General features: G+C 61.3%; 4 protein-coding genes. All 4 read left to right on the forward strand.

Translation table 11 applies throughout. The features are described from left to right. The first annotated feature begins 376 nt into the window (after positions 1-376). On the forward strand, positions 377-7,825 hold the full coding sequence (locus RKP46_RS19680; protein WP_311108196.1) for a type I polyketide synthase: 7,449 nt from the start codon (positions 377-379) through the stop codon (positions 7,823-7,825). A 72-nt stretch (positions 7,826-7,897) separates the two neighbouring features. Next, positions 7,898-9,217: an aminotransferase class I/II-fold pyridoxal phosphate-dependent enzyme gene (locus RKP46_RS19685; RefSeq protein WP_311108197.1), complete on the forward strand. Its 1,320-nt coding sequence runs from the start codon at positions 7,898-7,900 to the stop codon at positions 9,215-9,217. A gap of 79 nt (positions 9,218-9,296) precedes the next feature. Further along, positions 9,297-10,334: a hypothetical protein gene (locus tag RKP46_RS19690; protein ID WP_311108198.1), complete on the forward strand. Its 1,038-nt coding sequence runs from the start codon at positions 9,297-9,299 to the stop codon at positions 10,332-10,334. Positions 10,335-10,342: 8 nt separating this feature from the next. Beyond that, positions 10,343-11,433: hypothetical protein (locus tag RKP46_RS19695; RefSeq protein ID WP_311108199.1), on the forward strand; the 1,091-nt coding region annotated here is incomplete at its 3' end.

The raw sequence follows: 11,433 nt of genomic DNA on the forward strand, positions 1-11,433 counted from the left end.
CGCAAGCGGAAGAGGCGGAATATCCGAAACGCTGGCTGCTCTGGTTCATGGTCAATTTGCCGGCGGCGATCCTCTGGGCGCTGATTGTCGGTATCGCCTTGCTGATCCGCGATCATATGCCGAGCTAATCGTTCGGACAGACAGCCGATGACCGGCCCCAGCCCGGTATCACGGCAAGGCCATGGCACTTTTGCCACACGATTGGCCAATCCTTGAAGTCCGCGGTGCCTCGGCATTCGCGCCGCAATCTTCGCGACCGCCTTTGCGCGTGCGCGGCATTGACAATCTACCGTCAAGGCAACAAAAGCTTGGCCAAGGTAACTAACTCTCTGGCCAGGTTCCGTAGTCGTCCTGAGCAAGTCAGGCAGATTTTTTGATGGTGAAAAAGGCTAACTCCGTTTTGGATGAAGCTGCCGTTATCGGCGTTTCGTGCCAACTGCCGGGCGCCAATTCGGTTAATGCGTATTGGTCGTTGCTGCGCGAGGGGAGGAACTGCGTTCGCCAGCGCCCAACAGGACGCTGGAGCATAGAGCGATTCCTCCGCGCGGGCGATCCCGAGCCGGGATTTGCCTATACATTCGCCGGCGGATATCTCGACGACCCTTTCGCATTTGATCCGACCCCCTTCGGTATCTCACCTCGCGAATCGCAGCAAATGGATCCGCAGCAGCGCCTGCTGCTCGAGATGACCTGGCACGCGCTTGAGGATGCCGGTATTCCGCCGCTGTCGCTGTCCGGTGCCAATGTTGGCGTCTATGTCGGCGCCTCCATGGTCGACTATCAGAGCGGAGCCTCGCACGATCCTGCGGTCATGGAGAGCCACTTCATGACCGGCAATTCGTTGTCGATCCTTTCCAACCGCATTTCCTACAGTTTTGACTTTCACGGCCCGAGCTTCACGCTCGATTCCGCCTGTTCCTCGTCTTTCGTCGCGATCAATCAGGCGATGGAGGCGCTGCGCGACGGGCAGATCGACCTCGCCGTGGTCGGCGGCGTCAACCTCTTGCTGTCGCCCGCCCCTTTCATCGGCTTCTCGCAAGCGCGGATGCTTTCGCCGACCGGTCTTTCGCGCCCCTTCTCTCAGGATGCGGACGGCTACGTGCGATCCGAGGGTGCGGTTGTGTTTGTCCTTCGGCGTCTTGATGACGCCGTTGCCGGCGGCGACCGTATCCGCAGCGTGCTGGTCGGCTCCGCCATCAACTCGGATGGCCGCACGACCGGCATTTCCCTGCCATCTCTCGACGGTCAGCGTCGGCTTATTACAGATCTCTATTCGGCGCTTGACCTTGATCCTGATCGCCTCGCCTTCGTCGAGGCGCACGGAACCGGGACGAAAGTCGGCGATCCGATCGAAGCCAGCGCAATTGGCCTTTCGCTCGGCCAGCACCGCAGCCGCCCTCTTCCGATCGGCTCGGCGAAATCCAATATCGGTCATCTCGAGGCCGCATCCGGGCTCGCAGGACTCCTCAAATCGACGCTGGCGCTCGAAAAGCGAGTCCTCCCGCGGTCGCTGTTCCTGGAGTCGCCGAACACATCGATTGATTTCGAGGCTCTCAACCTCGTTCCGAACGCGAACGCGCGCGAGTTGTCGCCAACTGCCGACGGGCTGCTGATGGCCAGCGTCTGCAACTATGGCTTCGGCGGAACCAATGCCCATGTCGTGCTGCGCGCGCCGAGCAAGACGGAACGCGAAGCTGCCGGTCGCGCGCGGGCAGTACCTGGCGCCAACGTCTCCGCGCCATCGATGATCGTCCTCACGGCGGCGACCGAGCCGGCCCTGCGGACAAAGGCAGGCGCGCTGGTGCAGTTGCTGGAAACCGGGGCCGATGTCGCGCAAATCGCGGCCGGGCTGGGCCATCAGAACGAAGCACAGAAATTCCGGCTGGCGGTTCCTCTGGGCACTCCGTCCAGGATAACGACACTGCTGGCGGACTATCACCGCGACGGCATCGTCGGGGACGGTGCGGAATTCGGCCAGGCTTCCGGCGACGAGGTCGATGTCGCGTTCGTTTTCAGCGGTAACGGTTCCCAGTTCGGCGAGATGGGCAAGGCCGCCTATGCCGCGAACGCCGACTTCCGCCGGGAGATCCAGGAAATCGACGCGATCTTCCAGCCGTTGTCCGGTTGGTCGCTCGCGGATTCGATTGCGCAAGGGATCCATTCCGACCGTTTGCAAAGCACTTCGGTGAGTCAGCCGTTGATCTACGCGATCCAGTCCGCGTTGGCTGCGGTGCTGGGGCGTTACGGCATTCGGCCGGCTGTCGTACTCGGCCACAGTGTCGGCGAGGTCGCCGCCGCCGAAACATGCGGTGCCCTGACCAGAAAAGAGGCTGTGAACCTCATTTACCTGCGTTCGCGCCACCAGGAGGGCGTGCGTGGCCGGGGCCGCATGCTGGTCGTCGCGGCAAACGAAGAAACCGTTCGCGCAGAACTCGACAATCTGGATGGCGGTGGTGCGCTTGAAATTGCCGCCACCAACTCTCCGACTTCCACGACGGTAACCGGGCCGGCCGACCCGCTCGCGAAATTTTCAAGACATTGCCGCAAGCGCCGGTTGGCGACCGTAGCACTCGATATCGACTATCCGTTCCATTCGTCGATTCTGGACCCTCTGCGGGACGAGATGATCGCCGATCTCGCGAGGATCGTCGCGCGCGACGCCGATATTGCCTTCGTTTCCACGGTGACCGGCTCCTCGTTGCCCGGCAGTGCGCTTCAGGGCGATTACTGGTGGAACAATGTTCGCCGTCCTGTGCAATTCCAGCGAGCGGTCGAAACGGCGGCAGATATGGCCATGCCGGTTTTCGTCGAAATCGGGCCGCGCGCAATTCTTACCGGCCCCATAGCCGAGGTTTTGCGCACGAAGGGAGGCCAGCACGATGTGCTCGCCAGTCTGAACGCCAACGACGTGTCCGAGCGCGACCCGGTCATGGCGATTGTCGGCAGGTTGATCGCCCATGGCACGCGCTTCGATCGCGATGCGGTTTGCGGCTCCCGAGGCCCGAGTTTTGTCGAGCTTCCGCAGTACCCGTTCCAGCACAGCGACTACAACCTGCCGGCGACACACGAAGCGTTGCTGTCGTTTGGCCGCATGTGGCAGTCCGAACCTCTGCATCCGCTGCTTGGTGCGAAGATGGCGGATGGTTCGCCGGAGTGGCGCAGTCTAATCGATACGGCGCGCGTGCCCTACCTGTCCGACCACAGGGTCGATGGCGGCGTCATCGTCCCGGCTGCAGGACTGATCGAGATCGCGCTTGCTGCCGGTCGCGACCTTTTCGCCGGGCAGATGCTCGAACTCGACGAGTTCGATATCTTCAAGGCCTTGGCCATCGCCGATGGCGAGGCCAGGGAAATTTCGACGCGGTACTTCGAAGTAACAGAAACAATCGAAATCTGGTCGCGCCGTCGTTTTTCAGCCCAGGAATGGGTTCTTCACGCGCGCGGTGTCCTGAGCACCTTCAAACGGGCTCTGGCCGAGGTCCTTCCGCCGCCGATCGCATCCGAAAAGGTCTCGGATACCGCTGCCGAAGTCTACGCGGAAGCTGAACGCGCGGGGCTCGAATACGGCCCTCTTTTCCAGCTCGTCACAGCAAGCGAGCGCGATCCGGTTACAACCGATGCCCAACTTGCTGCCCCTGAGGGCGGCCTTGGCGCGTTCGAGGATCTACACGTCGTTCATCCGGCTTCGCTCGATGCGGCCTTCCACGGTCTTTTCATTTCGCGACCGCAACTGGACGGGGAGACGAAGGCCCATCTTCCGGTCCGGTTCCGCAAGATTTGCGTCTGGAAGCAAGGAGCGACGATCCGCCGCGCGATTACCCTGCTGACGCATGAAACCAACCGCTTCAAAACGGTTGCCATCAGCCTTCTCGACGAGGCCGGTGAACTGGCCGTATCCGTCGAGGCCGCCGTGCTGCGCGCCCTCTATCTTTCGAAGGCGACGATCGACGACAGAACCTTCCGGGCCGAACCGCTCGACATTTCGCCGGTGATGTTGGGCAAAATCGTCGATGACGCACTCCCAGAGGCTGCGTTGGAGACCGACTCGGCGCCCGACAGTTGGCTGGTGACGCGTGCGCTGGTTGTTTCCACCGCCTACGAGAGTTTCAAGGCGTTGCTGTCGGAAACCAGGTTGTCCAGCCTCCCCGCCTTGCGCGAAAGCCCCCGGATAGCTGCCAAGGCACAGGCGTATTTTGATGCCCTGTTCGATGTCCTCGATCATTTCGGGGCGCTTTCTGGAGATGGTACCGCCCGGACCCTGGTTGCCGAAAACCCGCTTCCGCCCCCCGACACCCTGTTGGGTACATTGGCGGAGCGCTGTCCCGAAGCCACTCTTGAATTGCGATTGGCGGCGCATGCCGTCGTCCGCGCGAGATCGGTTCTGGAAAGCGGAAACCAGGTCTCGCTCTCACCCCACATGCTGCGTCGCCTGGAAGTCGATGGCGCCCTGGCGGCGCCGGTGATCTCGGCGATTGCCGAAACGCTGGAGAAGATTGCCGGCGCGTCCCCGCGTCGTCTGCGGGTGGTTGCGCTTGAACCGTGGAATGCGGCGCTGGACCGAATTTGCAGGCCCTTGATCGATCGCGGTCTGATCGATCTGACTTTAGCGACCACCGACCCGTCCTCGATCGAAGATCACCGCGTGCAGCACAGCGGGGGCAATATCGAGTATCTCCTGCTCGCGGAGGGAACGAAAGCAGCATCGGCCGCACAGCATGATCTGGTGCTGCATGTCGCATCGCGTCCGATCGACTCGACGCAACTGCCGGCGCTCCGAAGCCTGACCGATTTCGTCTCGCCTTCGGCCGAGGTGTTGGTGGCGGTGCCCGGTTCTGACATCTACCTCGATGCCTTGTGCGGCTGCTGGACCGGCTGGCTGACGCCACTCCCGGGTACGGAGACCGGTTCCCTGCGTACGCCGACGGCGGATGCTGTGAAGGCAACGCTTTCCGCGATGGGATTTTCGGAGTTTGAAACAACGTCCGTCTCGTCGCCATCCGGCGTCATACTGCACGGCCGGATTGCCTCCACAACGGCAACGGCAGACATCGAACCCGTGGTCGCCGTGTTTGGCAATCCGGGAGAAGGTGCAATCGCCAAGCTGGCCCGTCACCTGACGGCAGAGACCTTTGACTCCGCCAAACCTGCCGCTCTGGCCGACTGGGTTGGCGGGCTGCCGGAAGATATCGTTCCTACCGTTTTTGTCCCCGTTCCGTCCTGGCCCAGAAATGGCCATGCGATGGAAGCGGTCGAGGAAATTGCGCTCCGGATCGAGGCGATCAAGGCGCTTCTGGAGAGCTTCGCCGGTTTGGACCGCCCGGTCCGCGTCTACGTGGCGACGCATGACTCCATGACCGAAGGTGGAAACGTCAGCGAGAGCGATGCGGCGCTGTACGGTTTCGTACGGGTCGCGATCAATGAGTTCCCAGCCGTCGATCTCAGGCTCCTGGACATCGATCTCAGGCTGGTGCCCGAACGCGCCGCACAGTTGTTGGGGCAGCTTCTCCGTACGCCCGGCCTGGAACGGGAATGGCTGGTGGGGCCCGATGGTTTGCGAGTCAACCGCATTCGGCGTGGCCTCGAAGCCGATCGGCCTCTGCAGGCCTCGGAGCGGAGCGTGCTGCGTTTCGATCAGCCCGGCCGTCTCGAAAGTTTCCAGTGGGTTCGGGAGGTATTGGCCGAACCCGCCGAAGGAGAGGTCGAGATATCGGTTTCCGCAGTCGGCCTCAATTTCAGGGACATTCTGGTCGGCCTCGGCATTCTCGACGACGACCTGCTCGGTGCCGGCCTGACCGCGGCCTCGCTCGGTTTCGAATGCGCCGGCATCGTCACCCGCGCCGGCCCAGGCGTTACCAGCTTGAAGCCAGGCGATCGCGTGATGGGATTTGCACGGGATGCCTTCACCTCGCACGTGACGGCACCGGCATGGCAATTCATGACCGTCCCGGACGGCATGGCGCTCGAGGCGGCGGCAACGATTCCCGTCGCATTTGCCACGGCATGGTTCTCGCTTGTCGAACGGGCGCGCATCCGCGCGGGTCAGACTGTGCTCGTCCATGGCGGCGCAGGCGGCGTGGGCTTGGCGGCAATCCAGATCGCCAAGCGCGCCGGCGCGAGGGTCCTTGCGACGGCAAGCAGCGAGGAAAGGCGTGCTATCGCCCGTGCAGCGGGTGCCGACCTCGTCTACGATTCGCGCAACGAGCGGTTCGTCGACGCGATCCGACACGATATCGGCGGCGTCGATATCGTGCTCAATTCGCTCGCGGGCCCGGCGATGGTAGCGAGCTTCAAGCTCGTCAAGCCTTTTGGTTCCTTTATCGAACTCGGCAAGCGCGATTATCTCGACAACTCGCAGCTCGCTCTTCGCCCGTTCATCAGGAACATCGCCTATTTCGGCGTCGATCTCGACGAATTGCTCTCGCATGATCGTCGGATGATCAGCGAGATGATGGCAAACCTGACCGAACTGATGGCCTCCGGCGAGCTGTTTCCTTTGCCTTACCAGGCCTACGAGGCCCATGAAATCGGCGATGCCTTCCGATCGATGCAGGCTTCCGAACATGTCGGGAAAATCGTGGTACGCCCGGCGCAGCAGGCGCGCAGGGATTTCAGCCTCGAAAAGTTCGAGGCCGGCGATGGCGTTTATCTGGTCATCGGCGGCACCGGCGGCCTTGGTTTCGCCACGGCACAATGGCTCGCGCGGAAAGGCGCAGGTACGGTGGTGCTGGCGTCGCGGCGCGGCACGGTCGAACGGGAACTCGCAGCTTCGGTCGACGCGATGAAAGCCGCCGGCACGAAGGTCGTGGTCGCCACACTCGACGTCACGGACAAGGCCTCCGTCAAGGATCTCGTCAGGCGGATGTGTGCCGAGCATGGACCGCTACGCGGCATTGTTCATGCGGCCGTCCAGCTTGATGACGGGATGATTTCCAGCCTTACGCCGGAGCGGCTGCGCGCCGTGCTGCGCCCGAAGGTGAAGGGCGTTCTCAACCTCGAAGCCGCGGCCGAAGGACAGCCCCTCGACCTGTTCGTCGTCTATTCCTCCGCGACAACGGTAATCGGCAGCCCCGGCCAGGGTGCCTATGTGGCAGCCAATGCATTCCTCGAGGCATTTGCCAAACGTCGCCGGGCACAGGGCAAGCCCGCTCTGGCGATCGGATGGGGCGCGATTGCGGACGTCGGCATCATCGCCCGTGACAAGCAGCTCGGGCAACGGCTGCGCCGCACGACCGGCGTTGTCGGCATCAAGTCTTCGGAAGGCCTCGCTCACCTAGGTCGTCTGCTTGCAATGGGCAATGCAGCTGGGGCGATCCAGTTCTACACCAATATCGCGCCCGGTGCGGCAGCCGAGAAACTGGCCCTGCTCAACAGCCCCGCCTTCACCGGCCTCGCTCTGACGGGGCGCGACAAAGGCGGCGAGGAGGGCGAAGACCTTTTCAGCGCCATCAGCGGCAAGCCCAAGGCCGAGGCGCTTGTCGTTGTCACTGAGGCGTTGAGGCGGGAAGTTTCGCATATCCTGCGCATGCCGGTCGAACAGATCGATGTTGATCGACCGCTCGGCGAACTCGGTCTCGATTCACTGATGGCGCTCGAATTGCATTTGAGCATCGAACGCCTCTCAGGACGCGAAGTCCCGATGATCGGTGCCGGCGACCGGCGCCTCACGGACATCGCCAACAATATCCTCAATCAGTTGACGGAGCACTCAGGCGAGGCTGATACGGATCCGTCGCTGGCGCAATTGGTCACTCTCGTCCAGAAACACACGACTGTTGACCTCTCGTCAGAGGATCTTGAGGCGTTGCGCGACAAGGTCGGCACCTGAGACTATTCTGGTCCCCGCATTTCGCGGCCGACCATGGGGTAAACGATGTCGGAAATTGGTCGAGGTAGGAAGATGGCTTCAGGGTTCGGCGATCTGCTCGCGACCATGCGCAGGAACGATGGCGCGGGCACGCGCCGTATGGAGACCGAACAGCCCAAGTACGACACCGAATTCTCGACGCTTCCCATCTACCAGCAGATGGTTTTCCAGCGCGAGTTTGCGGCGTTTGCCGGCTTCAAGAACCCGTATTACCGCATTCATGACGAACGGGCGGGCGCGCATTCGCGCATCGAAGGGCGACCTGTCATCAATTTTGCCTCGTACGACTATCTTGGATTGAACGGGCATCCCGAAGTCATCGCGGCGTCAGAGGCGGCGACGCGCCAGTTCGGCACCTCGGTCTCAGCGAGCCGGATCAGCGCGGGAGAGCGGCAGGTGCACCGCGATCTCGAATTGGCATTGGCCGCGAACTACGATGCAGAGGATTGCATCGTGTTCGTATCCGGTCACGCCTCTGCAATCTCGACGATCGCGACCCTTTTGGGTCCCAAGGACCTTATCCTGCACGATGCCGTCATCCACAACTGCATCGTTGTCGGCGCGCAGCTTTCCGGCGCCACGCGCCGCAACTTCGCCCACAACGACCTCGACCATCTGGAAGCGATGCTGCAAGGCGACAGAAGTCGGTTCAACCGGGTCATGATCGTCTCCGAGGGCCTTTTCTCGATGGATGGCGATGGCCCGGACCTCGCGCGTCTGGTGGAGATCAAGGAAAAATACGGCGCCTGGCTGATGATGGACGATGCCCATGCGCTTGGCGTTCTGGGCAAGACCGGGCGCGGAATCTTCGAAGCGCAGGGCGTTGATCCCCGGCGCGTGGACATGTGGCTTGGTACGCTTTCAAAATCGCTCGTCAGCTGCGGCGGGTATGTCGCCGGCTCTTCGACGCTCGTCGATATCCTCAAGCATCAAGCACCGGGGTTTGTTTATTCGGTCGGCATGCCGGCCGGCAATGCCGCCGCGGCAGCCAAGGCACTCGAGATGATGCAGCGCGAACCGGAAAGGGTGGAGCGGCTTCAGAGCAATTCCCGTGCATTCCGGGAACAAGCGCGTGCAGCGGGGCTCGACGTCGCGCAGAGCTGGGGTGTCGGCGTCATTCCCGTCATCGTCGGCGAAACGGTCCGCACCGTCCTTCTCGCCGAGAAATTGCTTGCGCGCGGCATCAACGCTTTCCCGATCCTGCCTCCCGGTGTGCCGGAAAAATCGGCCCGGTTGCGTTTTTTCATCAACGCGACCCATACGCCCGAAGAAATCACGCAGACGGTCCAGTTGGTTGCCGAGGAGATGGCCGCGATCGAAGGTGTAACCCTGTCATCCATCAGGAAAGGATGACAGGACAGCTTGCGGTGTGCCGGTTCCCGCCGCGTGGCGGACTTGTTATGGCCGGAAAGCCATGTAAAACGTCCCGAACATGAACTTTCATATCGATATTGCGACACCTGCGGTCCTCTCGGGCTGGCTCACGCCAGACAATCCGTCAACTTGTCCGCGCTTTATCGTCCGCATCCCCGACAGGGACCCGATCGAGTTCGAAGCAAACGTCTTTCGACCGGATTTGCTTGATCTGGGCTGGCACGCCACAGGGCATGTCGGCTTCCTGGTGGACGACAAGCTCATACCTGAGATCGCCTCGCTGCCGGATGTAAGCCTTTCCGAATTTCATACCGGAATTACCATTTATCGCCGTTCGACCTCGGCCGAGCAAATCGACAGCAAGCTGATGTTCTTCGACTGCTCCCTTATGCCGCAATGGCGGTTGCACCGGATCATCGGCGAGCACTTCGGGGTTCAGTATCCATCGATCGACCGGCAGCCGCTCGAAACCAATCTTGCGCTATTGTGGAATCAGCACGTCAGTTCGGTTTTCGCGAGCGGCATGCCGAACTATCTCCGATACATGGCGCCGCTGAGCGAACGAGAATACCAGTGCGTCGCGTTGTTGCGCGCACCTCTCGAGGAACTCGCGGAACGGCTGCTGTTCCTGACCGCCCTGTCGAAAATGCCGCGCGAATCCAGCATCCGACAGATGTTCGAACCGCTCGAAGAAGTCATGATGCTGGTTTCTCGAACGGATCTTGAGAAAAAGAAGGACATCGCCACTTTGTTTCGCGGGCTGGAGGGCCGCAATCGGGATTTGATGCGCAGCCCGATGACGCGGACCTTCGGTGCGGAGATCGCCGAGCCGCTCGACCGGAAAAAGGTCGCAATCGCCCTGGACCATCTTGCGAGAATGAGGTTGGTCGGACGGCGCAGCGATTATCAGACGTTCAGTGCCGTGTTCGACGGCTTGATGCAGCGCAGAATCCTCAGCGGGACCAGTCATTCCACTGTGCCGGGAACGGAGGAACTCGCCGAGTTGTTGCGTGGCATCGGCCCCGCAACCGACATCATTGAGGAAGATCTGGCACTTTACGAATTTTTCGAAGATTCGCTGGCGGAAATGATGTAGGCGGGACTATGACGCTTATCTCGCTCGTGAAACGTTCGCCTCCCCGCGCCAAGCAGGTCAGCACGTTGCGGCCAGCCCTGCCTGCGAAGACGCCTGACACAATCGACATCGGCGGCAGCCATGGAGAGGATCGCGTTGAGGGGCGTTTTGCCCGCTTTGTCACCGCGACATTCTTTCTGTGCGTCCTTCTGCCGACATTGAGTTTTCTCGCATACCTGTTGCTGTGGGCCTCGCCGCAATATGTTGCAGAGGTCCGTATGATTGTCCGCTCTACGGAAAAAGCCGATGCTATTGCAGAGGGTCTTTCAATCCTCAAGAAGTTTACCGGCAAGGATGCATCAAGCTCGAGTCAGGACGGGCAGATCATTATCAGCTACATCAAGAGCCGTGCGGTCATCGAAGATGTGGGCGGGCGCGAACTTTTGGCCAAGGTCTTCGGGCGCAGCGACATTGACTATTGGTCACGCCTTCCGGCGGATGCCAGCTATGAAAAGATCGAAAAATACTGGCAGAACCGGGTCTCGGCGAGCATCAACACAGTCTCGAATATCATCACCATGCGGGCCAAGGGTTATTCGCCGGAGGATGCGAAGCTTCTGGCGCAGAAGGTGCTCGACAAGAGCGAGGCGCTTATCAACCGCATGGCGGATCGATCGAGGCAGGACGCGCTGCGCCGCGCCGCGACGGAGGTTGATCGCGCGGCCGAGGAGCTTGCCAAACAGCGACAGGCCGTTCTCGATTTTCGCAATCGCGCCGGCACCATCGACCCCCTCGACGAGGTCAAGGAGATCAGTACCGTCGTCTTCAACCTGACGCTGCAGAAGATTGAGCTGGAAGCGCAAAGCGCCGCCGTGGCGGGCTCCATCGACCGCAATTCTGTCACGGAGCGGCAGAGGCGCGGGCAAATTGAGGCAATCTCGAAACAAATCGATGACCTGAAGGCCAAGTTGACCAACAGCGAGTCGCTGGCCATTGCCGCCGAGAAGATCCGCCAATACGAGCAGGTGAAGCTGCGCAGCGAATTTGCCGAACGCATTTATGAAATCTCAAAAAAAGAATACGAGACCGCACGCCAGAATCTCGAGCGACAGCATTTCTT

The organism is Accumulibacter sp., assembly GCF_031732815.1.
Classification (GTDB): Bacteria; Pseudomonadota; Gammaproteobacteria; order Burkholderiales; family Rhodocyclaceae; genus Accumulibacter.